This window comes from Wolbachia endosymbiont of Leptopilina clavipes (assembly GCF_006334525.1).
In the GTDB taxonomy this organism is placed as follows: Bacteria; Pseudomonadota; Alphaproteobacteria; order Rickettsiales; family Anaplasmataceae; genus Wolbachia.
Map to the genome: position 1 here is coordinate 14,280 of NZ_QJHA01000042.1, position 25,587 is coordinate 39,866.

Sequence of the window (25,587 nt, forward strand, 5' to 3'; positions counted from 1 at the left end):
ATTCCAGTGTCAAGCACTGGAATGACATTATGGAAGCTGTGATGACAAGGAAGGAAGCACTAGAAAGAAATGGGTATCACGCACTGGGATGACATTATGGGAACTGAGATACAAGAAAAGAAACACTGGTTTGACATGCATCTGAACAGATACTCTCAGTGATGTAAATTCAACTTTACCCCATTTGCAACCATCAGGGTCCTTTGACTATAATCCTAACAATTCTTTTCTAATTTCTTCTTTAATTGTATCAATAATCTTTTGATCAAGTTTATTTATTAAGGAATCATCAATACCTGTAATATCATCTGGATTTTGTATCATTTTTTCAATAGCATCATCTATTTTTTTTACTCTTTTTTCATTAATTTCCTCAAATATAGGTTTAATTTTCACATAACCAGGAGCGCCCTTGCTATAATTTTTGCTGCTTTCGTTGATACAACCACCAGCACCATATGTTTTATTCACGTAGTTTTTACTACATTTTGTTACATCTTTATACCCAATCTCACCATTTTCTATATATGCTATTTTATTATCTTTACTAGAGTTTAGCTTGTCCCCTTTCTTAATTTCTTCTTTTAATTTTAAACTTTGTTCATGAATTATTGTATCTTTGTAATTCTTTTTTCCATAGGTTCTGTATGTACCTCCGCCTGCAACAGTAATTAAATCTTTACAAATTGTTTCTGAAGAGTCTCTGCACATTTTTATTAAAGTTGGTCCCCCATCCTTGTTAGATTCATCATCTTCTTGTCCACCACCTCCTTCTGTCACTTTTACTTTAATATATGGATAACTAGGGTTGACTCTCAGTTTAGTTTTAATGTAATCACCTGGCATTCCTAGTCTACTTACAGTAGACTGAGCTTTATCAGCTATATGACCAGCTTCACCACCTCCCCATGCTTCTATTTCAACGTAATCATACATTGACAGATCATCTGTATAGCCATCTCCAAGCTCATAAAGTTTTTGATCCCTGTTTTCAATAATCTGCTTCTTATGTTTCAATTGTGCTATTATTATTTCACGTAATCTCTTTTTTAAACCCTCTAAATCGAACCTACACAATTTATCAGCATAAAAGACTTCTGTTCTATTTGATTTAATTGGATGATCTAACTTCTTTACAACTCCATTTTCATCCTGTGAAACTCTTAAGTAAAAAGGCTTGTTGTCCTTGTTCACATACTGTGTTGAGCGACTACACACTCCATCAAAGCAGAGGCAACCATCATCACCATGATTACAGTTTTTTTCTTCATACTTTCCATCTGTTAACTCATATACTATTTTGCATTTGTCACAATTTTGTTTTGTATCTACCTCTTTATCCTCTTTTGCCATGCAATTGTCTCTAGGCTTATTTTCTTCAGGAATAGAAATATATCCTTTCTTATTGAATATTATTTCATTCAGTGCATCTTGTGGCTTTGCTAAAACATCAACTAATTCAATAATTCCCCCTTTTTTGCAAGGAAAATAATAAGATTGATTTGATTCTTTCGAGTAAACAGTATTGTGTTTAGCATAGCTTGCTCTCATTGACTTCAGTGATATTAGCTCACTTCCTTTTTCAAGAACGAATTCCTCCGGTTCTGGCTGCCAACCAGAAAGGCATAGCATTTTACTTTTAGGATTTTCTTTATATTTTATTTCTACTTTTGGATATCCTGAGCCATCTAGTTTGCACTTACCATTCTGAAGCTCTTTACATTCTGTTTTAATATCGGGAACATATCCATATTTTTCTAGAACTTCAAATTGCGAATTATTTTTTAATATACCTTCTATTACGCTATCGATGTCGCTTTTACTGTTACTGCTATCAGTTGTTTTTGCCACTATTGCTGGCTTTACTACTTTTAAAGGTAGATGGCCAACATATGTAGGAGAATTTTTATTAACATAAAAAGTACAGATGCCATTACTGTGAGTTCCACGTGCGTCATAAGTACAAACGTTCTCACTCATCTTCATTTTTACTTTTAGCGTATTTTCATTTACTACCTTTATTTCCTCAGGCTTTGGAGCAGTTGGTGATGGAAAACAACGGGCAGGAAATTGTAATTTTCTTTTTGATTCTTCTTTTTCAGTACCATAATATTCAGCGCAGAGCTGACCTTTTTTTCTATAAGTTTTAAAGTGATGGTGGGTATCTTTATCTGGAATAGAGTATGTAGCACTTTGAATGTTTTTATTACTTGAAATAACGCGTGGAAAAGGTAGCTCTCTTCTTTCTTTCAGCTCACCAATAATGACTCCAACTCTTGGATGGAAATAATCATTTTCTTCATTTGTTATAGGAACAATTCTAACTTGTGGTGGTGACATCGCAAGTTGTTCACAAAATGGAGGTGGGCCAGGTGCAAGTGGTACAGGCACACATTGTACTTTGGTTTGATAGCAGGTATCGCAAACATTTTCCATATTCCCTGGACGGAAAATATTTTCCCCTGAAAAGATTCTAGAAAGACCTCCAAAAAAAGTGTCCATACAAGCCGCTTTCTGACTGCAAGCACATATTTTGGGGGCATTAGCAAATTTTACTTTTTCTTCATCAGTAACACCATCTGCCCACTCCCATTCAAGGCCTTGAGCAATTTCTCCTCCAGCTTTTGTTGTATCTCCTTCCCAGTCGATAAAAACTGCTGCAGAAACTCCAGCACCACTGCTCTGTGTTCCATACACATGACGACAGAACGTTTCGCTAGGTAATTCATGACAATTTTCCCACTCATAATCGCAAACCTTAATTTTCGGATTGAAGTAACCGTCTAATCCTTGATCTTTTACCACCGTTACTTTAATTTTTTTTAATAGACGAGGATCAAAATTCAAGCTACCCAACTTGCCAGTAATGAAGTTCCAAAAACCTTTACCTACTTTACTTCCTATAGCTTCAGTATCTGTACGAAAATATATATCTCTGCAAACATCAGAATATCCACTATTTGCACCAAGCAAAACCAACATTAGAAAAAAAAATTTAGCTTTGAACTTTACATTTCTCATAAAATACCGGTAACCACTTACTCACTTTTTCGCCTTTTTCCTTTATTGCTTCATACATATACTTTATAGTCTCTTTATTAGCTGAAAGTACATGTATTTCTTTCATATTCTTCAAATCTAGATTTAAAGTTACTAAACCTTTGTATTGCTTTATCAAAAATAAACCTTCCTGTGTTGGTGTTTGCAAAATGACATTCAGTTCCTCTTTCGACAGAGAAAATGCTTTCATGTATAACCTGTTTGCATTTATGTTCGGCATCAGGATTCTCGTATCGACATGCTTATCTAAATATTGAGTAAACTTGCTAGCAAATGCTAGGTTTAAGTTTTCAGTACTTAGAATTACTACAACATTTAACTTTGTCATTCTTTGCATCCAGTTGTCAAACTCTCCCTCTGTAGGAAAAATATTACTTATCTCCCATGCTTCATCCAAAACAAGTATTGCAGGTGAGCCATCACATTTTGCTTCGAAAGAGTATAAGAAATAGTAAAGTATCACGGACATACATTCTTTTTGCTTAGTGAGATTTGCAGTATTGAGGGATATAGTTTTTGTTCCCCAGTCAATATCTGACTCATCACCATCTTGGAATAAGTAAGCAAATTCACCTTCACCACACCATTTACTTATTTTGCCTCCAAGAAGTAAAAGCACTTCAGAAATTTGAGAAATAGATCGCGATTCTCTTGGTATAGCAAATATAGAATCTACAATTTTTTTTGTCTTTTCTTCTACGTCTACCAAACTTGCATCTGCAACCATCCTTTTGATCAATTCAACAAGCATATTGCGATTAGAAGCACTATCTTCAATGTTCAGTGGGTTAAATTTTAGACTTTTATCTTTATATTTTGGATCAATTATGTAATATTGGCCGCTTACTGCTTTAGTAAATATTATTGATTTTCCAGTATTATCCAATATAACAATCCTAGGGTTAAATTTTCTTGATTCCGAAAGTAAGAAATTGATCAGTGAGGTTCTACCTGAATTTGGAGCTCCAAGTATTGTGGTATGACCATTATTTTTCTTTCCATGAAAGTTAAAAAAGTAAGGACTGCCTTTTTTTGAAAAAAAAACTGTTACTGCTTCTTTCCATCTTCCTCCTTTTAACGTACCTGATGTAAAATCATGCAACATAGCAAAGCTGCAAGCATATTTTTCTAATATATTTTTTGGTTGTGTAACAAAAGCAAAGTTTCCAGGAAGCTGTGCCCAAAAATGATTTTCCATGTGCAGATCAGTTCTAAACATCATCAACCCGATTAACGACATTACAGAGGATAAATCGCTGATATTTTTAGCTAACCTATTCTTATCATCTGCAAAGATTGTAACAATAATTTTCTGTTGACAAAAATCCATAGCAGAAATTTTTTCAAGCTCTATTATTTCATTTATTCCTGAGTTTTGAAGTAAGGTATTGTCCTCACTGATTTGCAGTATATTAATTTGTTTTTTAAATTCTTTTACTGCTTTATTATTACTAGTAAATATTATTATTTCTGTGATGATAAGCTCAGAGTCAAGTTGCAAACACCTATCTATATTTTCTAAGGGGATTTCTCGATATTCCTTTATGCAAAAAATAGAACCAAACTTCTGTTGACCTTCAAACGATGTTTGAAATTTATTGAAACCAAAAGCTACTTTTAAATTTTTAACATGCTGCGATAGATCCCTTTCACATATTGGATAATCTTTGTGCGTTAATGTAATAATGTAATGGAGAAATTCCATCATTTGAGAATATATTTTGCCTTCACTAGACCTAAGGCCCAGTTTTTTAGCTCCAAAAGGTTCTAAATCTTTTTGAATCAGGTCAGTTATTTTTTGTAATTCTTGATGATTTTTTTGTAAAAATAACTTGTGCCTATTCTTTATCCTGCCAAAAAAAAATGCATTATTAATATGTTTGCCAAAATCACTAAGTAACACCACAATGTATAACTCATTTATATACTGTAGTTTACTATCAACTAGTTTATTAAACCACGTTGAGTGTAGCTGATCGGAAAAGTCTGCAGTTTTATTCCACTGTAAGCTCAGTTTATTGCGCTTACGGACAGTGTGAATCCAAACTGTAAAATATAAACTCTGGATATTTTTTGATATACTTTTTCTAATTTCAGTTCTAAGATCACCATAGTTATCAACTGAAGAATAGTCTTCTAACTTGATTATTTTTAACAATTCCCCCTGTTTTGTTAGTATAGTTTCTTCATCGTAGTGGCAAGCATAAGGGATAAAATCTAAATTAATACTTTCTAGTAACGCTAAATTGTTCTTTTTTTCAGAATTAGAGCTAGTGGCCGGTACTTTTGGTTGCATACAACATTATGTGTATTCAATAAAAAGATAATTAAAAAACATAAAAATACTATCTTAATTTTTATCTTTTTTTTCGCTGTCGGGCTGTAATTTTATATCTTTTGCAAAGTTGAATTTTTCTTTCAAGTAATCTGTTGCTTTTTCTGTACTCCCAAACATCATGATCAGTACACCAAACAGTATCATGAAGAAAATTAGACCTCTGAACACTACTGCAAGTATCACTGTAGCTATACATAACCCTATAATTGTCGAAGGATTCATATTTTCCATAGTATCTTTAACTGAAAATGAAGAAATAAGTTCTTTCAACGTTCCTGGTATATTTTTCAATTCATCACTTGCTTTGCTAGAACATGACATGAAGATAAAACTTAACAGGGCTACAATAGCAAAAACTCTACCCAATTGAATACGCATCAGCTAAATACCTTTAAGATACTCCTTAACTGTAACAATTTTTACATCAATAGGCAAGAACCGAATTCACTTGCTCACCATAAGTAACTCATATTTAACTTTTATCACTGTGTTAGCCCTTTATTATCAACAAGAGGACTAACACTAATGGATATCAATTTACTTGACAGAATATTTGAACACAATTCAGCAGCAGCAGCTGTAGCAAACACTGCAGCCACCACAAACAGTCCTGCTCCTACTAATCCTGATGTCATTGCTCCTGCAACAATGCACCCTATTGCTAAGAGAGCAGAACTTGTTACAAGTGCGACGTGAAGATTTTTGTTTTTGATTTTACTATTATTTTCATAATTATTGGATTGCATTGTATCTTTTACCTTACTGCCTGTCACTGAGATCACACAATGAGGCCCTTCTTCAGTCTTCTTATAATGTTTAGAAGGGGATCTTCTTCCGCTTGGGCCTTTGGGCCTTGTTTTGTTCGGATGTGCTAATTTTGTTTTTCCTTCATCTTCTAGTTGCAAACTATTATCTTCCTCAGTAGGGTTTAATTTTAAGTGTACACTTTCCTCAGATGAAATGCTTGTTACTGAAGTTAAGCTGTTCCTTCTGCTACTTGATGCCAAGCTAGATGAATTTATTCGACTATCTAAATCACTACTACTACTGAGTTTAGAAGTATTTGCACCACTTGGCACTTCTACAGCATTCACAGTTATATTAGGCTTTTCATTTTTTAAATCTTTACTATCAATCGAAAGATCAGATTGACTATTCAATTGTGATTGTGTGATCTTCTTTCTTGCTTGCGATTGTTTTGATGTAAGAATTGTTGAAGCATCATAACGACCTGAACTTCTTAAGGAATTATATATTCCAGGGGTTCCTTTTCCACTTACACCCTTAGCTAAAGAATCCTTTTCCAGAGGATTAATACCTGAATTTTTGGGAATTTCAACTTCACCAGAAAGAATTTGTTTGTTAAATAGTTCCATAGTATTATTTTGTCTATTTGCTTGATTACTTCTAAGACTTTTCTGATTTTGAATAGTGCTACTAGAATGATCTTTATTGTTGCTCTTTTTAGTAATCTCTGAAATTATTTTTAATGTTTTCCCTCTTCTTGTTGGTGATCCTTGTGATTGTTCTATTTCATTCTTAAATACTGGAAGTCCGACTTCTGATCCCATTACTTCTTTTTTCAATTCTGGAAGAAATTTCTCGGTGTAATAATTATAATATTTTTCTTGCTCTCTCAGTAATTTTTCTAATTTAATTAATATGTTCGGATCAGCTCCTTTGTTGAACAACTCTATGCATTTTGGGATAGTTCCATCTCCCTTTTTTAGATTTCCATGATTATGTGTTTTTTTTGTGACCTTTTTGTATATAGCATTGCACAATTGTTGATTAATATCTTCACTCTTCTGATGTTTTGCAAAACGACTTAGCATAACATTTCTCCATACATAACAAAATGTATGAATACCTCTTTAGCGTTAATTTTACATTAAAACTGGGCAGTTATGCCTTATTGCGAATAATTATAGCAATTTGCTAACTATTTTCTTTGCTGATTACTGATTTTACATTTCAACATAATTGCTTGCCTGTTGAACTAACATATCTATCACTTCTTTTACAGGCTTTTCTCTATCAACCATGCCAACACTTTGACCGGCCATTAAAGATCCTGTTTCAACATCTCCATCAATTACTGCCCTTCTTAAAGCTCCAGCCCAGAACTTTTCTATTTCAAGCTGCCCATCTTCTTTTGAGATTTCTCCATTTTGATATTTATCAATAATGTCTCTTTGATGCTCCATAAAATCGTCACTTGCTTTGTTAACTATAGCCCTTACTGGAATTGCAGGGAAATCAGCACTAATCTGCACAGAAGATACAGCATTACGCGCAGCTGATTTGATGAATACTTCTTTAAAATTTTTGTGAGCGATTGACTCATTCGTGCAGACAAATAATGTACCTATTTGACAGCCACTTGCTCCCATTTCTAGGTAGTTCACTATCATTTCGCCTCTTCCTATTCCACCTGCAACAAACACCGGTGTTTTCTCATTTTTAAAATGAGGTAATATCTCTTGTGCGAGAACAGAAGTGCTAACAGGACCGATATGTCCTCCTGCTTCCATACCTTCTATTATTAACGCATCTACTCCCATTTTTACTAACCTTTTCGCGAGGCTTAATGCTGGTGCAAAACACATAACTTCAATGCCCGCACTCTTGATTTTTTCTATATTAGGCTTCGTTGGTAGTCCACCGGCAAGCACTATATGGCTTACTTTCGTTTCAATGCACACATCTATCAACTCACTCAACTTTGGGTGCATAGTAATTAGATTTACACCAAATGGTTTGTTAGTTAATTTCTGTGTCTCTATGATTTCTTTTTTCAGTAAGTCTGGAAACATTGCACCGCAAGCAATCACGCCAAATCCACCAGCATTTGAGATTGCTGAAACCAAATTTCTCTCTGAAACCCAGCTCATAGCGCCACCCGTTATGGCAAACTCACTACCGAGAAAATTTGTTCCTTTTTTCCAGAGGCTACTTAACATATAACCTATATCATACGTTTAAAAATGTTTTGTTTATCTATAAATGTGTGTTTTAAAGCACCAATTATATGCAAGGCTATAAAGAGTATCATAAAATATGCAAGTATCGAGTGTAACTGATTAGCTGCACTAGCTAGATCTTCATTATGGTTAATTAATAAAGGGATATGGAAAAAATATTTGATCTCTTTGCTCGAAGCAGAAGACATGACATAACCAGATAGTGGCATTAGCACCATCAAAGCATATAAACCAAAGTGTATCGTTTTGCTCGCATTGATTACAAATCGAGAAAAATTGGCTGGTAATGGCGGAACATAAGTAAAGACGCGAAAAAATATACGTACTATAATTAATCCAAGAACGGTGATACCACAAGCCTTATGAACAGCGTATATGCTGAATTTAATTTCATTGCTAATCGGCAAACTTTTCATGTACAGCCCAGAACAAAGCATGCCAATAATAAAAGCAGACATTAACCAATGAATGATCCTTAAACCTAAACTATATTTATTGTCTTTCATTAATTTTGATTACTCTAAAGTAGAATTTATATAGTAGAAAAACTATTTCTCAATCAAAATTATCTATACATAATTTCGCTGCCTTGATCAACATAAGTGCAATAATTGTATGTGACACATAAACATTGTCTATCAGATCATGAAGAAGTGGTGAAGTTTTTGAGAGTTTTTCTATTGTAACGATGAGTTATAGCTTGTACAAGAAGCCTATTGACTTTAAGCACATTTTACCCTATACAATTCCAATACCTTAAGCTACCAAGCATGCCTGATCTAAAGACAATGATGCTAAACTTTGGCCCTCAGCACCCAGCTGCACACGGGGTGTTACGTCTTGTTTTAGAGATGGATGGTGAAGTGATCGAGAGGGCAGATCCCCACATTGGACTTTTGCATCGCGGCACTGAGAAGTTAATAGAACATAAAACATATCTTCAAGCTCTGCCTTACTTTGACCGCCTTGATTATGTGTCACCAATGTCACAAGAGCATGCATATTCGTTATGTGTAGAAAAATTATTGCAGTGCGAAGTTCCGATTAGGGCAAAATATTTGCGTGTTCTATTTTGTGAGCTGACAAGAATACTAAATCATTTACTAAATATCTCTTCCCAAGCACTTGATGTTGGGGCGATGACTCCTCTTTTATGGCTCTTTGAAGAGAGAGAAAAAATACTCGAGTTCTATGAAAGGGCCTCAGGTGCAAGATTTCACGCAGCTTATATAAGGCCAGGTGGACTTGCAGCAGATATCCCAGAAGGTTTGATTGAAGATATTGCAAAATTTATAGAGCAATTTCCAAAGTATATAGATGATGTTGATGAGCTTCTAACAGAAAATAGGATATGGAAGCAACGCACTGTAGGAATTAGTGAAATATCAATAAAACAGGCGCTTGATTGGGGCTTTAGTGGACCAATGCTCCGTGCTGCTGGACTTGCTTGGGACTTGCGAAAAAGCCAGCCATATGAGATATATGATCAGTTAGATTTTGATATACCTATCGGCCAAAATGGTGACTGTTATGATCGTTATTTAGTAAGAATGGCAGAGATTAGGCAGTCTGTTAGCTTGGTGAAGCAATGCATAGAGAAAATGCCTGAAGGGCCAATAAAAACTGAAGATAGAAAGATCTCTCCACCGCCAAGAGTAGAAATGAAAGAATCTATGGAGGCTATGATTCATCATTTTAAGCTTTATTCAGAAGGATATCATGTGCCAGAAGGTGAGGCATATGTGGCTGTTGAAGCGCCAAAAGGTGAGTTTGGAGTATATATAGTTTCAGATGGTACCAATAGACCTTATAGATGTCGAATAAGAGCGCCTGGCTTTGCGCATTTACAGGCCTTAGATTTCATGGCAAAAGGACACATGCTTGCTGACATTGCAGCAATTATCGGTTCACTCGACATAGTCTTTGGTGAGATTGATAGGTAATTATTTTAAAATAGTAACTTAACTAATGGTTAAGACATCTTCTATCATAAATTGTATAAATTCATTGCCATTCCAGTAATTCATAGAGATTTTACCCAAAATGGCTTTAACATTACCCTGCATAATAGCAGAGCCAAGCTCAGTATTTGCACAGCGAAACGCAATAGCTTTGACCATAACATTATCGTCAGCAATAAAACATTTTATATGGTCAACTCCTATAACTTCCGGCTTTCTTATCTTTGCCCCTTGAATGATGAATCTCGGTTCAGGATTGCCAACACCAAATGGCTCTAAGCGTTGCAATTGATTCCACAAGGATAAGTTTATTGCTTTAGCTGTTACTATGCCATCGGCTTTTATGATTTTGTCATTTGTAGAGTTTGCAAATCTTTCAGTAAAAAAATCATATAGATCACTTATTTTACCTTCCTCAATCGAAAATCCTGCTGCCATACTGTGACCACCACCTTCAATGATTAGGTTGGTAAATTTTGCAGAAAGAACCGCAGCGCCAATATCTATCCCAGAAATTGACCTGCAGCTTGCTTTTCCTATTCCATTGTTTAAAGATATCACTATCGTTGGTAAGTGAAACTGCTCTTTTAGTCTTGATGCAATGATACCAATTATTCCCTGGTGCCAATTACCACTTACCATTATAAAATTTACACCTAAGTGGGCAAAATTTTCCGCTTGTGTTGTAGCTTCCAAAATAGCCTCATTTTCTAGCATTTTTCTTGCATTATTCAAATCTATTAGTTTTAGCGCGATTGAATGTGCATCATCATCATCGGTGGAAAGCAACCTTGCACCGAGCGATGCTTCTCCAATTCTTCCTCCGGCATTTATACATGGCCCAATACTAAACCCTAATCGCGAAACACTTGGTTTTTCAAGGATTCCCAAAGCGTCAAACAAAACACGTAAGCCAACATTTTTTCTTGCTGACATAACTTTTAATCCTTGTAAAACAAAAGCCCTATTTAGGCCTGTAATCTGCATAACATCACAGACAGTTCCAAGAGCAACCAAATCCAGTAGATCAAATAAATCTGGTTCTTTTTTGTTGGTAAAAAATCCTTGCTCACGTAGGCTTCTGTTAAGAGCAACAATTAGCAGAAATGACACTCCAACTGCTGCTAAGTTATTATAAGGAGAGCTCTCATCAAGGCGGTTGGGATTAACAACTGCTACAGCACTTGGTAATTTTTCTGTTCCAAGGTGATGGTCGACAACTATAATATCAAGTCCAAAGACTTTTGCATCTTCTATTGGTTGATATGCAAGCGTACCGCAATCAACAGAAATACATAAATCAATACCATTCTTTTTAAGTTGTAATAAAGCATCTGTGTTCAATCCATAGCCCTCATCAACACGATCTGGAATATAGATTATAGAGTGTGTCCCAATCGCTCTTAGGTACCTATTAATCAATGCTGATGACGTTGCACCATCAACATCGTAATCACCAAATATTGCAATATTCTCATTATTGTTTATTGCTTTTATTATGTGAGAAACAGCTTTATCCATATCAAGGAGGTGAAAGGGATCTGGTAATAGCGATCTGATTAGTGGGTGTAAGAAGTCATGTGCATTTTCTATGTTAACACCACGAGCAACTAATATTCTTGCTAATATTTCTGGCAACTCAAATCTCTGTATAAGAGTAAAAATCTCCCTTTGATCTGCTTCTTGTAACTTCCACAGTGCATTTGTTATGCTGCGTTTTTCAATATCAAGTAGCATATTTTTTGTAAATAAAACTACTTTACCAGAACTTTTACGCTTGTTCTATAATTGTGTTAGACTTCTGTATAACCTAAAGAAAGATATAGGAGAGTGTCACTCGAAAGGAATCACATTTATTTTGACAAAGAGCATCTGTAAAATCTGATACTTCTTCTTGCATAACATGCTCTTTAATTAGTATTATATCTATATTAGCATATAAGTGTGAATATTATATTAGTGTAATTACTTTTTGGTATACATAACAAATTTATGCCTGGAAACAGTTTTTGGTTACTCAAACCTTTTCTACCTTTATTTCATATTCTTTAAAGTATTTTTTGCACTTTCTTTATAAAAACCATAGGTACCAATCGGTTTTTAGCTTAAGAATAAAGGTTAAGTATCTGGAATTCTGGACATAAAATCCTCCTGAAAGATTAGAAAGAAAATGCAGCGCACATACAACAGAATTTGAACACGTGCTGAAGAAGATACACTACGTTTTTTGTTGAAAAATTGACTGAAAAGTCTGCAGACGAAGATAGATTTTTGAGCTCTTAAAATACCTCTACTGTTAGAGTAAGGAAAGCGAGAAGGTTTGTCAAGCAATCTTTATTGGCTGTTGTACTAGAATTCAGTTTTTCGTATAATTTGCTAGAATTTGTGTGAAGAATTTTAAATATGAAAGGCCTATATATTAAAACTTACGGCTGTCAGATGAACGTTTATGACTCCATTTTAATGGAGAATATAGTTAAGCCTTTAGGGTTCAACGTTGTTAGTGATGCAGAACAAGCTGATTTGGTGATATTAAATACTTGTCATATTAGAGAAAAGGCAGCAGAAAAGCTTTACTCAGAGCTTGGAAGAATCCATTCATCACAAAAAAATAAGGAAATGACCATAGTGGTGGCTGGATGTGTAGCGCAAGCAGAGGGAGAAGAAGTGTTCAGAAGGGCTCCTTTTGTTGATATTGTTGTTGGTCCGCAGAGTATCGCTGTTTTGCCGGAGCTGATAGTCAAAGCAAGCAGAAGTAAAGGTCATGTAATAAATACTGATTTTCCAGAAGTTGCGAAGTTTGATAAATTGCCAGATGAATGCTATGGCAATAGCCAGGGGTCTTCTGCGTTTCTTGCCATACAAGAAGGTTGTGATAAATTTTGTACGTTTTGTGTGGTACCATATACACGCGGGGCTGAGTATTCACGACCAGTAAATGAAATATTCCGTGAAACATTGAAGTTAGTTGCAAATGGGGCAAGGGAAATCAATTTGCTCGGTCAAAATGTTAATGCTTATCATGGAGAGTGCGAAGGAGAGGTGTGGGATTTAGGAAAATTAATTAGTCACATTGCTAAAATTGAAAAGCTAGAAAGAATACGCTACACAACTTCTCATCCAAGAGATATGCACGAATCTCTCTACTTGGTACATGCGGAGGAATCAAAACTCATGCCGTTTGTTCACCTACCTGTGCAGTCAGGTTCGAATAAAATATTGCATGCAATGAACAGGAAACACACTGCAGAGGAGTATTTGGAAATAATAGACAGATTTCGCAAATTGAAACCTGAAATCGAATTTTCTTCTGATTTTATTGTTGGTTTTCCTGGAGAAACTGAAAAAGATTTTGAGGAAACTATGAAGTTAGTAGAAAAAGTAAAGTACGCTCAGGCTTATAGTTTTAAATATAGCCCAAGGCCAGGAACGCCAGGGGCGGAAAGAAAAGATCAAGTACCAGAAGAGGTTAAAACAGAGCGTCTTCTTCGTTTACAGGAATTAATTAGCAAGCAACAACTTGAATTTAATCAGAGTATGATAGGAAAAACTATTCCTGTTCTATTCGGTGATAAAAAAGGTAAACACCAAAATCAAATTATTGGTAAAAGCCCATACATGCAATCAGTATGCGTTGATGATCCTGACGATAAATACAAAGATAAAATAGTAAATGTAAGGATATTGGAAGCTCGGCAAAATAGTTTGTTGGGATGCGCTGCCTAATTAGAGAAAAGTGTTCCCATGGTCTCATGTAGAAGCACTTTGTGTGTTTTTATAAGTTTATAAGCTATCTAGATTTAATCCTTAAAGGACTACAACTCTCTGTTACGCAATCATATGAGACTTGATATAATAGATTTGCGGGATTTTTTTTCTTTTCCCACTGATAGTGTACTTTTTCAACCTTTCCAGAATTATTATATTCATAAGAAAGCGATCTCCAAATAACGCTGCTTTTACTATTATTTTTGTTAGCATCGTGAAATTTCTGATAAGGCCAACTGTTATTGTCTTTATTCATCTTTAACTTAAGTAAATAAGTCTGATTTATTAATATGCTGTATAATAATGTCAACACCTATCAATGTTTATAGAAACAGAGTTTTTGGATTTGTAATTTTCTGGAAAGCTCTATATTCTTTGATTTTATCCAGTTAAAATGAATATGAAGTATTATCCTGATACAAGCAGCAGTCCTGATTTTTCATTGCTAGAAAAGGAAATCATAAAATTTTGGCAGGAAAATAAAATTTTTGAGCAGTCAGTCGAGAAACGTTCCAAGGATCATTGTTTTGTATTTTATGATGGGCCTCCGTTTGCAAATGGACTTCCGCATTACGGACACTTGCTTACTGGTTTTATAAAAGATGCATTTGCAAGATATCAAACTATGCTGCAAAAAAGGGTTGAACGCAGATTTGGTTGGGATTGCCATGGGCTACCGGCTGAGATGGGCGCGGAAAAGGAACTTAGAATATCTGGTAGAACTGAGATAGAGAAATTTGGCATTGAAAAATTCAATAGTCATTGCCGTACTTCTGTGATGAAATTTTCATCAGAATGGGAGAAGTATGTAAATAGACAAGCAAGATGGGTAGATTTTCACAATGACTATAAGACTATGGATAAGTCATTCATGGAGTCGGTCATGTGGGCATTTAAGCAGCTTTATGATAAAGGTCTGGTGTATGAATCAATACGCGTTGTTCCCTATAGCTGGGCGTGCGAAACTCCACTCTCTAATTTTGAAACAAGGCTTGATAATGCATATAGAGAAAAAATTAGCAAAGCTGTAACTGTTGCTTTTGAACTTTTAGAAAATCCAAAGCAATTTAAACAAAAATGTAGATTACTTGCTTGGACTACAACGCCTTGGACGTTGCCGAGCAATCTTGCACTGGCAGTAGGGGAGGATATTGAGTATTGTATGGTGTTAGTAAATGGTGAAGTCTGCATCTTTGCTGAAAGTTATTTAGAGAAATTTGTCAGCCACTGTGAACAAAGCAATATTCAATATGAAAACTGTAATACAAAACTTAAAGCGAGTGATCTTGCAGGTCTTTCCTATAAACCACTGTTTGATTACTTTAAAGATACAAAGAATGCGTTCCGTGTTTTCATTGCTGATTATGTTACAGGAGAAGATGGTACTGGTGTTGTGCACACTGCTCCTGGATTTGGTGAAGAAGATTTTTACCTTTGCCAAAGCCATGATATTCGAGCTGTTTGTCCAGTTGATAACGCTGGAAAATTTACTACTGAAGTTTCAGATTTGGCAGGAGTTCATGTTTTTGATGCCAATGATACAGTAATCAAGAAATTAAAAAGGCAGGGGAGCTGGTTTAAAACTGAGCAATATATTCACAATTATCCACACTGCTGGAGAACTGACACTCCTTTAATCTACCGCACTATGCCTTCTTGGTATGTTGCTGTGACAAAGTTTAAGGGAAGAATGACAGAGCTAAATAAGAGAGTTAATTGGATGCCAAATCATATAAGAGATGGTCAATTTGGAAAATGGCTTGAAGGAGCGCACGACTGGTCTATTTCACGCAATCGATTCTGGGGTACTCCAATTCCTGTGTGGAAATCAGACGATGCAAAATATCCAAGAGTGGATGTGTATGGCTCAATAGCAGAACTAGAGCGAGACTTTAATGTTAAGATAGATGACTTGCACAGACCGTTTATCGATACTTTGACGAGACCAAATCCTGATGATCCAACAGGAAAATCAGTTATGCGTCGTGTGCCTGATGTGTTTGATTGTTGGTTTGAGTCTGGCTCGATGCCGTTCGCGCAAGTTCACTATCCGTTTGAAAATAAAGAATGGTTCGAGAAAAATTTCCCTGCGGATTTTATCACTGAATATATAGCACAAACAAGAGGATGGTTCTATACGCTTTTTGTGCTTTCCACTGCTTTATTTGACAGTGAGCCATTTAAGAACTGCATATGCCACGGTGTGGTTCTTGATGTGAAAGGGCAGAAATTATCCAAACGTCTGAATAATTATGCGGACCCAATGGAAGTGTTTGACAAATATGGTTCTGATGCGCTGCGTTTTCTTATGCTGTCTGGTTCCATTGTCTGCGGTGGTAATTTACTACTCGACAAAGAAGGAAATTTAGTGCGTGATGTTCTGAAAAACGTAATAAAACCTATTTGGAACAGTTATCACTTTTTTACTATGTATGCAAATGCAGATGGAATTAAAGCTGAGATTTGTAGGGATTATCAGAATACTATTGATTGCTACATGATTTCAAAATGTTTTGAAGCTGTGGAAGGTATGCGAGCTTCTATGAACAACTATAACTCTCAGGAAGCTTGCAAAATCTTGACAGATTTTTTTGAAGTGCTAAATAATTGGTATATTCGTCGCAGTCGCGAGCGTTTTTGGAAAAGTGACTTAGATCAAGATAAAACCGACGCTTATAATGTTCTATACACAGTTTTTTATTACATACTACGGGCTGCAGCTCCTTTGTTGCCACTTATAACGGAGACTATATGGCAGGGGCTGAAGTATAAGGAAACATCTGTTCATTTGGCTGATTTTCCACAATTAGATAGATATAATAGTGAACTCATTGCCAAGATGGATTTGGTAAGGGAAATATGTAATGCTGCACTCTCTATTAGAAACATGTTTAACATACGTATAAGGCAGCCACTTGGTAGCATGACTATTTATCATAAGTCTTCCTGCAATTTTCTTGAAGATGAATATCAAGAGATGGTAAGAGATGAGGTGAATGTAAAAGCACTAGAAATAGTAAGTGAATTGAAAGAGGTTGCATCACTAGAGTTAAAATTAAATTTTCCTGTGCTTGGAAGAAAAGTTCCAGACAAAATCAAGAAACTAGTTCAATACGTTAAGGAAGGAAAGTGGAAGCAAGTTGAAAACGAACAGATATTTTTGGGAGATGAAACAGAGAGCTATACTATGGAAAAAGGTGAATATGAACTATTATTAAAAGCAAACAGTGAATATTCTGCTGTGTTTGATAATAACAAAGGAGTTGTTATTCTAAATACTGAATTAAATAATGAACTAATTCTAGAAGGGCTGGCAAGAGGTATTGTGAGGCTTATTCAAGAAACTAGAAAACAAGCTGATTTTCATATATCAGATAGAATTAGAGTAACAATAAAAACAGAAGATGAGAAAATTAAGGAAGCAATAAATACGTGGGTTGAATATATAAAAGATCAGACCCTTGCCTTATCTTTGGACACTAATAAAGAGATCGAGGCCGATCTCTATTCTAAGGAATACCAAGGTTTGACAGTTGGTATTAAGTTAATAAAGTTACAAAGTTAGTAATATTTATGCTATACTTAAATTGCTTTAAGTAGGGTGGTGATATGAATCAAGTTGTTGCAGATGGTCATAGAGAAGTTATTGATTTAAATAACAATAGTGATGGTTTAGGTAAAGTAGAATCTATTTCCAATGTTGCTTTGGAAGAGGAAGAAGAGTTTTTTGATGCTGTAAGTAAGCAGGATTGGTTAATTAAACAAATAGCTGCTTTTAATGTTCCACTCAGTATATTTCATTATAAAGATTATAATTCTGAGTTTTTTACTTCCTGGTATAATATGTCAAGTGAAATATTTAAGGAAATAAACAGAGCTTGTCCAGAGAAGAAAGTATTAAATTTAGCTCTGTCAGTTTTAATGCTTTCTTATATTGCTTTTACTGCACTGGGATTGGTCATATACAATAGATTGAGAATAAACAGTAAGACACAAGAAGGTGTAGGAGAAGATAAGACACAAAAGAGTGAGGCAAGTGTACCAAAAAGACTGGCATATGGCGTTCTTGCTGCAATAGCAATTTTTGTTAATGTGGCTGTGCTAACAGCCTTAGTTATTCCTACAACAGTTGCTTTGGCTACTTTTTATCTTTTAAATAGAGAGTTAGTCCATTCTTTAGTTACTGTTCTTAAAATAAGTACGGGGCAGTATTCTAATAAGCACCAAAATATTGAGGTATCTTTTCGTGAAACAGAAGTTCCTGAGCCAAGCATTGAATATGATATGGAAATAAAGTTTCCACCACAATTTAAACAATTACTTAAAGATTTATGCGAGAATGAAGATAATAAGTGGTTTAATGTGACACGAGATTCAGAGCATAATACCATGCTAAAATTGTCAACTAACATCAATTTAAAAAATGGTCTTAAGCCCTTGCATAATGAAGTTAAGAATGTGCTTGCAACTTCAATTCAAGAATTTGCAAAAACTATGGAAGAGCTGATGAAGCTAGAAAAGAAAGAGATTACATATGATAAACTGAAGGAATTGTTGAACGAATTCAGGCTGAAAGTTGTAGATAGTATAGGCCATCAATTGACAACTCATTTGATAGAAAATGCTTATCAAGTTGCCTTCATACAAGCAATTAAGTTTCAGCAAAATAGACGGGGAGAAGATTTTTCACTGGAGGATGGGCTAAAAAATACTTTAGTGAAACAGAAATTAGAAAGTCAAGGTAAGGAATTACCAAATGAGAAAGAGATGATAATAAAAGATCTGAGAGAAGCAGGAGCAAAAGCACCAGATATCTTAGAAGATAGTGAATTTCCTGTATTTAAAGCAGAATGGGAACGGCTTAAAGAAGAAGGGAAAATAGCTAAGAGGACAATCATTGATGTTTATAAAGAGAAGTATCGTGAAGAAACAGGAACAGCTCTAAATAGTGCTAAAAAAGAGATTGAGAATTTAAGAAAGGCAGGGCATGAAAGGTATCACAGTGTACGTCAAGAATTAGAAAAAATGTCTGATGATAAAGAGGGAAATAACTCAATAAATGATGATTTAAAAAGGAAATTAGAGGATCTTTTTAAGTTCGAGTATAATGATCAAGAAGTTGAGCAAAAGCTAATAAAATCAGTAATGAAAAAAGCAAAGGGTGAGTTGGGTCGATTAGGCATGCTTAGCTTAATAGATCAGTTTCAAAGTTTAGAAAAGAAGATAAAACATCATTCTAGCAAGAAAAGTTTAAAAGAAGCTTTAGATGAAGTGAATGATTTTATAGCAAAGATGTATTTAGAAATAACGAAACGTAAAACGCAAGATTTGTTTAAAAGTCAAGCAAAGGGTATAGAGAATTCATGTAAGCTGTTAGAGGAAAAGGAGCCGGATTTAGTACAGAGGATTAATGTGCACCGAGTGAAAATTGCAGAATGCTTAGATCAACCTATATCGTTAAGAGAAGTAATAGAAGAAAGTGAGGATTTAAATAAGTACTTAGAAGATGAGCGAAAGAGAAAAGGAGAAAAGCATCCAAGTACAAAATTAATAGAGAAGCACTTGCAAAATAACCAAGAAATTCTAAAAGCATTAAAACAGTTAGAATTAGAAAAAGAAGGATTGTTGATAAATAAAAAAACAAAAAATGATTATAGAGAAGAACTAGAATCTCGTGAAAAAATAAAATTTGCAATAATAGAAGATGATTTACTGAAAGCATTCAAGCATAAAACTTTTGATGAAGAAGAAATTAAGAAGTTATTAGAGGAAGCGGAACTTGAGTACTACTTGGCAGAAAAGTGCATAAAAACTCCTATTATTAAAATAAAAAATAATATCAAACACTTTTGTCAAGATTTATTGTCTCCTCTAGTAGATAGATTAGCAAATCTTATAATAAATAATGTACCAAAAGATAATGAGAGTGGTTTGTGGAGGATTTGGAACTCTCTCAAAGTTGGTTTTAATTATAATGTGATTGGATGGTCAGCTACTGTAAACAAAGATAATAGCACAGAAGGGAAAGCATTGAGTGTGGCACATGATACTCATAAGGAAGTAGAGACATTTCTTCAACATTTTCAATCAAGTTATGAGGAAGTAGGAGTTTTTTTGGGTAATTTATTTTCTGATGATGGAGCGACATTTAAAAATGATGTATGGCCTAAAGTAGAAGAGCATTTGCATGGAATGTGGGATAGGTTTTTCAAGGATATTGAATTCAAGATAGGGAATAAATTGGATGAAGTAAACGTGACACAGCAAAATCAGGAAACGGCGATTACGGCTTAATAATGAGCTCTCAAAGTTCCTTCAGTATTTTCACACACTAAGTTGACTATCATATTTGATTCTTTTTGGATTTCCTCTTCAGTTAAAGTGTGAGTTGGAGAGCAGAAAGTAACTGAAAATGCTATAGACATCTTATTCGATTCTATATTGTTTCCATGATATACATCAAATATCAAAACTTCTGTGATGAGCTCTGAGCTTTTTTTCACCATATTGATTATACTGCCTGCTGCTACATCTTTATTTACAATAAATGCAAAGTCGCGTTTTACACTTTGATATTTATAATCGATAAATTTTTTTCTACTTATAGGTAAATTTTCGATATTTTCTAATATCAACTCAAAGCCTACAATTTTTTGTTTGATGTTAAAAAAATCCAATATACTCGGATGCAATTCTCCAAAATAACCAACTATTTTACTTCTAAAAGATAAGGAGCCTGATTTTCCTGGGTGATAATATTCTTTTTCTGCTCTCTCTATTGCTAAATTATCACAATTGACATTAAAAAGTTCCAAAGCTGTTATGAGGTCAGCCTTTGCGTCAAAAATATCTATTTTTCTATCAGTGTTATAGTGGTTTTTCGGCGAATTATTTCCTGATCTAATTCCACTTAAAACGTACTTAGACTGAGCCTCACCATTATAAATTGGTCCAATTTCAAAAATTGCGAGATCAGATATCCCGTGAGCAATATTATCTGCAGTGACTTGCAACAAATTTGGTATGACACTTGGCCTCATTATATTGAAGTTATTATTAAATGGATTATCGATAATGAATAACTTATTCAAGTAACCAAACTTTTCAGCTATTGATTCACTCATAAAAGACCAAGTTATCACTTCATGAAATCCTCTGCTTGTCATTAAAATGCGCAAATCATCTTGTGTCTCTTCTTCTACTGTAACGTCTTCTTCTAGTTGCTCTTCCTTTATTTTATCATAGCCGTATATTCTTACTGACTCTTCAACTAAGTCAGCAGGTATGGTTACGTCCGGTCTCCAGCTTGGTACTTGTATATTCCAATTACCTTCGGTTTTTTTATCGATACTAAACCCTAGCTTTGTTAAAATATCGAATAGCTCATTAGGTGATGCAGATACACTTCCAAGTTTGTTTGCATCTTGATAATCAAAATTTATCTTGGTATCAGCCTTATTCAGATTGCCAGCAGACAATACGCTTGAGATTTCTCCACCACATAACTCCAAAATCACCTGGGCTACAAGATTCAGCCCATCAAGAATGAATCCATGATCAACTGAGCGTGTAAACCTGTAACTTGAGTCTGTGGAGATGCTGAGCTGCCTTGAAGATTTAGTGATAGAGATGGGGTCAAACCAAGCAGACTCTAAAAAGATATCAGTAGTCTCAAGAGTGCATTCACTGTACTTACTGCCCATAATTCCAGCAATTGCATGAACATTTTTATTATCAGAAATAACGCTTATGTCTTTGTTTAATAAGTACTCTTTATCATTTAAACCAATAAATTTTTCTTCGTCATTTGCTTTGCGTACTATGAGCTCTCCTTCTATTTTTTTTGCATCATACGCGTGCATCGGGCGCCCGAAAGATATCATAATGTAATTAGTAATATCAACTATTGCAGAAATGGAGCGCATTCCTATCGATTGCAATTTATCTTTTAGCCACTTTGGGCTTTCTTTATTTTTTACATTGGCAATGTATATTCCACTAATAAAGCTCTCCCCGTCAGTAACTTTGACGTTTACTGGTGAATTTATAGAGCAGGCAAGTTGTGGAACGCTTAAAGTCTTGAGTATCCCAATTCCAGTTGCTGCTAGATCACGTGCTATTCCGTAGACGCCTAAGCAATCCCCACGGTTTGGAGTAACATTTATATCAATCACAGAATCACAATTGAAAAATTTGTCCCCTATTTTATAATCGGCAGAAAGCTCAATTATTCCTTCACTTTCCTCTTGAGTTATCGCAAGTTCGAGAGCAGAGCAGAGCATCCCTTCACTTAGCACTCCTCGTATTTTCATAGACTTAATAGTGAAATCACTTTCTGGCAATGTGCTACCAAGAGATGCAAGTACAGTCTTCATGCCTTCTTTAACATTTTTTGCTCCGCAGACTATCTGCAGAACTTTACTTCCATCATTTACTTTACATAATTTTAATTTATCAGCATTTGGATGAGGTGCGACTTCTAATACTTCTGCAACAACAAACCCGGCCAATCTGGAATTGTCGATCACATTCTCTACTTCCAACCCTATGTGAGTTAATTTATCAGTAATTTCCTCTAAACTAGCATTGGTTTCTAAGTACTCTAATAACCAAGATAATGTGAATTTCATCTATCTAACAAGAAACAAAAATTCATTGTAATGTAAAATGTGATGTTTTTAAAGTTTGTTGTAATAAGTGGCTTCTATATTGCAAGAAACAACAGAGAAGCCTACTCTTTCTACAAAGAAAGAATTTTCTTTATATCACCTTTGCAGTCCATTTCCATGCAGAGTTGAATGTTCATATTGTGATCATCTATATGGAAATTATAAATGTAAGCATCACCAGTGAAATTTCCTATAACATCATGGCTTTCATTTAGCATTTCACCTGCCATGTGGAAAAGACCAGTGTCTGAGTTAGAAGAATAATCTGTAAACTTGATGTACCCGTTACCACATTCCTGTTCTAAATTTAAAGGTGGATTAGTAAAATCTATTTCGTTTATAATTGCCTCATATTAAAATTAAATTATAGTTAAAATAAGATGTTAAGTCAAGAATTTAGAATAAGATTGGTAGCTGACTATAATTTGCATTTTAATTGTATATTTTGTTAATATGTTAATGCTATAATAATACAGAGCTCCTTATATTAATTCTTGACTTTATTCTATAAAATTTATACTTTATTTACTGCTGCAGTTTAAGTATACAGGGTCAAAATGGCGTTAAATCCGCTAGAACAATTTAAAGTATATACAATAATAGAACTACCAAAATTATTTGGGTATGACATAAACTTTACCAACTCATCTCTTTTTATGATGATCTCGGTGATATTAATGGTACTGTTTTTGCTCCTTGGAATAAGAAAAGGTGCAGTAATACCAGGATATTTGCAAGCTGCAGTTGAATATGTATATGATTTTGTTGTTTCAATAATAGAAAGTAACACTGGAAGCAAAGGTTTGGAGCACATTCCTTTGATATTTACAGTATTTATTTTCATTTTATCGTGTAATTTAGTTGGTGTTCTTCCTTATAGTTTCACAGTTACAAGTCATGTGATAGTTACCTTCGCTTTATCAATGGTGGTTTTTACTTATATAACGATTGTTGGGTTTAAAGAAAGAGGAGTAGAATTTTTACGCATATTGCTACCAAAAGGAACTCCTTCGTGGCTTGCACCTATAATCATCATTATTAAATTATTTGCTTATTTAGTAAGACCGATTAGTTTATCAATAAGGCTTGCAGCAAATATGATTGCGGGTCATACAATCATCAAAGTGATAGCAGGATTCGTCATAAATATGAACATATTTTTTACACCTGCACCTTTTTTGTTTATAATTGCACTAATAGGATTTGAAGTATTTGTTGCAGTTTTGCAAGCTTATATATTTACTATATTAACATGTGTATATTTGTCAGATGCAGTAAAGTAATTGACTTCCTTGCAGAATATTTTACAATTATATTATAAAGAAATAGTTAAAGGTAATATATGGATTTAGTGGCTTTAAAATTTATAGCAATTGGTTTGGCTGTATTTGGAATGCTCGGTGCTGGTTTAGGTATAGCTAATATCTTCTCTGCTATGTTAAATGGGATTGCGAGAAATCCTGAGTCAGAAGGTAAAATGAAAAGTTACGTTTATATTGGTGCTGCCATGGTTGAAATCATGGGGTTGCTTGCGTTTGTACTTGCAATGTTATTAATATTTGCTGCTTAACAGATGCCACAGCTTGATATTTCAACTTTCTCTTCTCAAATTTTTTGGTTTTTAATTTTTTTCTCTTCACTTTTTTTTGTAGTGAGTTGTTTGTTTTTACCGAAGTTAGATGAAATAATAAGCACTAGAAGTAAAGAAGTGTTAGATTCATTTAATAGTTCTATTCACCTTTTAAGACTTACAGAAGAGCAAATTGCCAAGTATAATGCAGCTTTAAATCAAGCTAGAGTACGGGCAAAAAAAATCATAGATGATGCATTTGCTCAAGTAGAAGAAATGAGAGCGAATGTTAAGGATATATTGGAAGAGGAAGACAAGAAGATGATTAAACTTGTTGAAGAAAAGGTAGTACAATTTAAATCTAAGTATATTAGTGAATTAAAACAAATGGCTACTAGTATTGCTTTGATTTACTATACTAAGTTAACTAATTCTGAGATTGAAGAGGAATTTGTTGCTGATTTGGTATCCAAAGAATTTTAGGGTTTTTATGTCTACATTACTAGTTATAAGCCTTGCTTTTTTAGTAGGTTTTATCCTCTCATATAAATTGCTAAGGAAGGTAATAAAAAACGCGCTTAACAATAAACGTAACAAAAGCAAGTTTTCAAGTGAAGAAACTGAAAAATTCAGAAAAGATATGTTGGAGTATTACAAAAAATCTTCTGAAAAATACAAAAAATTAGATGCAGAAGTTAACAAAATGATGAATGAAGCACTTGATAAGGCTAATAGTATTATTAAGCATAATAGACAGCAACTCGATCAAACGTTAGATGAAAATTCCCATTCTAATTTGAAGAAAGTTACTGACCAAGTTGAAAAAGCTCTTGGGGATTTACAAGCTAACACAGCGAGTATAGCTGCTGATGCTGTAAAAAAAATAATGCATGAACGTAAAGATGATAAGCGTAGTAGTGAGGTTATATCTTCGTTTTCACGTGACTTGAGCAAAAAGTTGCATTAAGTTTAATGCCTGTACTTCAAACTGATAATGTAGAAAAAATTAAATTTGATTCTAGTTTATGCAAAGAACAAGAGAAACTTTTCTACTATAGGTTTAATATAATTCCTTGGCAAAAATTAAATGATACTACTTTTTTATGGTTGAAGACATAAGCCAAGATATCAACCTTTGGGTCGAATCTCATTACGGTATTGAATATGTATTGATAAAAGTAGATAGCAAACAGATTTTAAATCTTCTTAACTCACACTTTGGTATTTCAGAATTCGC

18 protein-coding genes are annotated in these 25,587 nt (G+C 34.3%); 8 read left to right on the plus strand and 10 right to left on the minus strand.

Translation table 11 applies throughout. The features are described 5' to 3' along the window. Positions 1-207: 207 nt before the first annotated feature. The 6 genes from OUY_RS04900 to OUY_RS04925 all read right to left on the minus strand — a co-directional run bounded on the left by OUY_RS04900 (position 208) and on the right by OUY_RS04925 (position 8,888). Entirely contained in the window at positions 208-3,021 is a 2,814-nt protein-coding gene (locus OUY_RS04900) for a hypothetical protein (protein WP_139686843.1), read from the minus strand. Further along, positions 2,996-5,356 (minus strand): VirB4 family type IV secretion/conjugal transfer ATPase, encoded by a 2,361-nt coding sequence (locus OUY_RS04905; RefSeq protein WP_139686844.1) that lies wholly within the window; start codon positions 5,354-5,356, stop codon positions 2,996-2,998. Before OUY_RS04905 ends, OUY_RS04900 begins: the two co-directional genes overlap by 26 nt. 54 nt (positions 5,357-5,410) lie before the next feature. Continuing rightward, positions 5,411-5,776 carry a hypothetical protein gene (locus OUY_RS04910; RefSeq protein ID WP_010402638.1) on the minus strand — a complete coding sequence of 122 codons (366 nt, stop codon included), beginning with the start codon at positions 5,774-5,776 and terminating at the stop codon, positions 5,411-5,413. Positions 5,777-5,880: 104 nt separating this feature from the next. After that, on the minus strand, positions 5,881-7,233 hold the full coding sequence (locus tag OUY_RS04915) for a DUF350 domain-containing protein (protein ID WP_139686845.1): 1,353 nt from the start codon (positions 7,231-7,233) through the stop codon (positions 5,881-5,883). Positions 7,234-7,365: 132 nt separating this feature from the next. Continuing rightward, positions 7,366-8,361 carry an NAD(P)H-dependent flavin oxidoreductase gene (locus OUY_RS04920; RefSeq protein ID WP_139686846.1) on the minus strand — a complete coding sequence of 332 codons (996 nt, stop codon included), beginning with the start codon at positions 8,359-8,361 and terminating at the stop codon, positions 7,366-7,368. Positions 8,362-8,366: 5 nt separating this feature from the next. Further along, the gene (locus OUY_RS04925) at positions 8,367-8,888 is read right to left on the minus strand and encodes a cytochrome b (RefSeq protein ID WP_029237615.1); all 522 of its coding nucleotides are present in this window, start codon (positions 8,886-8,888) and stop codon (positions 8,367-8,369) included. Positions 8,889-9,152: 264 nt separating this feature from the next. Here OUY_RS04925 and OUY_RS04930 point away from each other — a divergent pair, with 264 nt between their 5' ends. Further along, positions 9,153-10,325, plus strand: a complete 1,173-nt coding sequence (locus tag OUY_RS04930; protein ID WP_139686847.1) for an NADH-quinone oxidoreductase subunit D — start codon at positions 9,153-9,155, stop codon at positions 10,323-10,325. An 18-nt stretch (positions 10,326-10,343) separates the two neighbouring features. On the opposite strand, the gene recJ is transcribed toward OUY_RS04930, so the two are convergent. Next, on the minus strand, positions 10,344-12,080 hold the full coding sequence (gene recJ / locus OUY_RS04935; RefSeq protein WP_139686848.1) for a single-stranded-DNA-specific exonuclease RecJ: 1,737 nt from the start codon (positions 12,078-12,080) through the stop codon (positions 10,344-10,346). A 666-nt stretch (positions 12,081-12,746) separates the two neighbouring features. On the opposite strand from recJ, the gene miaB reads away from it, so the two are divergent. Further along, positions 12,747-14,069 (plus strand): tRNA (N6-isopentenyl adenosine(37)-C2)-methylthiotransferase MiaB, encoded by a 1,323-nt coding sequence (gene miaB / locus OUY_RS04940; RefSeq protein ID WP_010402603.1) that lies wholly within the window; start codon positions 12,747-12,749, stop codon positions 14,067-14,069. Between the two features lie 64 nt (positions 14,070-14,133). Here the strand turns inward: miaB and OUY_RS04945 are convergent, their stop codons facing one another. Then, entirely contained in the window at positions 14,134-14,367 is a 234-nt protein-coding gene (locus OUY_RS04945) for a hypothetical protein (protein WP_010402600.1), read from the minus strand. 138 nt (positions 14,368-14,505) lie between these two features. On the opposite strand from OUY_RS04945, the gene ileS reads away from it, so the two are divergent. Next, positions 14,506-17,676 carry an isoleucine--tRNA ligase gene (gene ileS, locus OUY_RS04950; protein WP_139686849.1) on the plus strand — a complete coding sequence of 1,057 codons (3,171 nt, stop codon included), beginning with the start codon at positions 14,506-14,508 and terminating at the stop codon, positions 17,674-17,676. Between the two features lie 44 nt (positions 17,677-17,720). Continuing rightward, positions 17,721-20,405 (plus strand): hypothetical protein, encoded by a 2,685-nt coding sequence (locus OUY_RS04955; RefSeq protein ID WP_139686850.1) that lies wholly within the window; start codon positions 17,721-17,723, stop codon positions 20,403-20,405. On the opposite strand, the gene pheT is transcribed toward OUY_RS04955, so the two are convergent. Both pheT and OUY_RS06815 read right to left on the minus strand, forming a co-directional pair. Further along, positions 20,402-22,741, minus strand: a complete 2,340-nt coding sequence (gene pheT, locus OUY_RS04960; RefSeq protein ID WP_139686851.1) for a phenylalanine--tRNA ligase subunit beta — start codon at positions 22,739-22,741, stop codon at positions 20,402-20,404. The genes OUY_RS04955 and pheT overlap by 4 nt on opposite strands. A 110-nt stretch (positions 22,742-22,851) precedes the next feature. Continuing rightward, positions 22,852-23,121, minus strand: coding sequence for a hypothetical protein (locus OUY_RS06815; RefSeq protein ID WP_010402566.1), 270 nt, complete (start codon positions 23,119-23,121; stop codon positions 22,852-22,854). Positions 23,122-23,337: 216 nt separating this feature from the next. On the opposite strand from OUY_RS06815, the gene OUY_RS04970 reads away from it, so the two are divergent. From OUY_RS04970 to OUY_RS04985, 4 genes are read left to right on the plus strand one after another with little or no spacing between them, the layout of a single operon-like run. Beyond that, positions 23,338-24,063, plus strand: coding sequence for a F0F1 ATP synthase subunit A (locus OUY_RS04970; RefSeq protein WP_007302047.1), 726 nt, complete (start codon positions 23,338-23,340; stop codon positions 24,061-24,063). Positions 24,064-24,122: 59 nt separating this feature from the next. Then, positions 24,123-24,350, plus strand: coding sequence for a F0F1 ATP synthase subunit C (locus OUY_RS04975; protein WP_006014985.1), 228 nt, complete (start codon positions 24,123-24,125; stop codon positions 24,348-24,350). Between the two features lie 3 nt (positions 24,351-24,353). After that, positions 24,354-24,833 (plus strand): F0F1 ATP synthase subunit B family protein, encoded by a 480-nt coding sequence (locus OUY_RS04980; RefSeq protein WP_010402544.1) that lies wholly within the window; start codon positions 24,354-24,356, stop codon positions 24,831-24,833. A gap of 7 nt (positions 24,834-24,840) precedes the next feature. Further along, the gene (locus tag OUY_RS04985; RefSeq protein ID WP_010402542.1) at positions 24,841-25,317 is read left to right on the plus strand and encodes a F0F1 ATP synthase subunit B family protein; all 477 of its coding nucleotides are present in this window, start codon (positions 24,841-24,843) and stop codon (positions 25,315-25,317) included. The last annotated feature ends 270 nt before the right edge of the window (positions 25,318-25,587 follow it).

Bases quoted from the DNA above. Each gene is read 5' to 3' on its own strand.
- OUY_RS04920 (WP_139686846.1), bottom strand. From the start codon at position 8,361: ATGTTAAGTAGCCTCTGGAAAAAAGGAACAAATTTTCTCGGTAGTGAG.
- OUY_RS04945 (WP_010402600.1), bottom strand. From the start codon at position 14,367: ATGAATAAAGACAATAACAGTTGGCCTTATCAGAAATTTCACGATGCT.
- OUY_RS04970 (WP_007302047.1), top strand. From the start codon at position 23,338: ATGGCGTTAAATCCGCTAGAACAATTTAAAGTATATACAATAATAGAA.
- recJ (WP_139686848.1), bottom strand. From the start codon at position 12,080: ATGCTACTTGATATTGAAAAACGCAGCATAACAAATGCACTGTGGAAG.
- OUY_RS04910 (WP_010402638.1), bottom strand. From the start codon at position 5,776: ATGCGTATTCAATTGGGTAGAGTTTTTGCTATTGTAGCCCTGTTAAGT.
- miaB (WP_010402603.1), top strand. From the start codon at position 12,747: ATGAAAGGCCTATATATTAAAACTTACGGCTGTCAGATGAACGTTTAT.
- OUY_RS04975 (WP_006014985.1), top strand. From the start codon at position 24,123: ATGGATTTAGTGGCTTTAAAATTTATAGCAATTGGTTTGGCTGTATTT.
- ileS (WP_139686849.1), top strand. From the start codon at position 14,506: ATGAATATGAAGTATTATCCTGATACAAGCAGCAGTCCTGATTTTTCA.
- OUY_RS04905 (WP_139686844.1), bottom strand. From the start codon at position 5,356: ATGCAACCAAAAGTACCGGCCACTAGCTCTAATTCTGAAAAAAAGAAC.
- OUY_RS04930 (WP_139686847.1), top strand. From the start codon at position 9,153: ATGCCTGATCTAAAGACAATGATGCTAAACTTTGGCCCTCAGCACCCA.
- OUY_RS04980 (WP_010402544.1), top strand. From the start codon at position 24,354: ATGCCACAGCTTGATATTTCAACTTTCTCTTCTCAAATTTTTTGGTTT.
- OUY_RS04915 (WP_139686845.1), bottom strand. From the start codon at position 7,233: ATGCTAAGTCGTTTTGCAAAACATCAGAAGAGTGAAGATATTAATCAA.
- OUY_RS04955 (WP_139686850.1), top strand. From the start codon at position 17,721: ATGAATCAAGTTGTTGCAGATGGTCATAGAGAAGTTATTGATTTAAAT.
- OUY_RS04900 (WP_139686843.1), bottom strand. From the start codon at position 3,021: ATGAGAAATGTAAAGTTCAAAGCTAAATTTTTTTTTCTAATGTTGGTT.
- pheT (WP_139686851.1), bottom strand. From the start codon at position 22,741: ATGAAATTCACATTATCTTGGTTATTAGAGTACTTAGAAACCAATGCT.
- OUY_RS04925 (WP_029237615.1), bottom strand. From the start codon at position 8,888: ATGAAAGACAATAAATATAGTTTAGGTTTAAGGATCATTCATTGGTTA.
- OUY_RS04985 (WP_010402542.1), top strand. From the start codon at position 24,841: ATGTCTACATTACTAGTTATAAGCCTTGCTTTTTTAGTAGGTTTTATC.